This window comes from Mycobacterium sp. NGS48 (genome assembly GCF_059812585.1).
Genome location: NZ_JCALCY010000054.1, coordinates 1 through 259, shown reverse-complemented (window position 1 = coordinate 259; position 259 = coordinate 1). Strand labels below are relative to the sequence as shown.

The 259-nt window shown below is 64.1% G+C and carries 1 protein-coding gene; it reads right to left on the bottom strand.

Annotated features, from left to right (window positions below; all coding sequences use genetic code 11):
- The coding region (locus tag AC5Y42_RS23635) for a methylated-DNA--[protein]-cysteine S-methyltransferase (protein ID WP_499900988.1) at positions 1-259 on the bottom strand (259 nt) is incomplete at both ends.

The window sequence follows — 259 nt, the reverse complement described above, 5'->3', positions numbered from 1 at the left end:
TACGGCTTTTTTCCAATTCGAGCAGCGTTCGTTTACGCTGCAGTCCGCCGCCATAACCGGTGAGGCTGCCGCTTGCGCCGATAACTCGATGGCAGGGCACGATAACCGCGATCGGATTTCGTCCATTGGCCAAACCGACCGCGCGAGCGGCCCCGGGCGCGCCGATCTGCTCGGCGATCTCGCCGTAGGACCGGGTTTCTCCATAGGGGATCGTCATCAGCGCCTGCCACACCCGGCGCTGAAACGCGCTGCCGGCCAT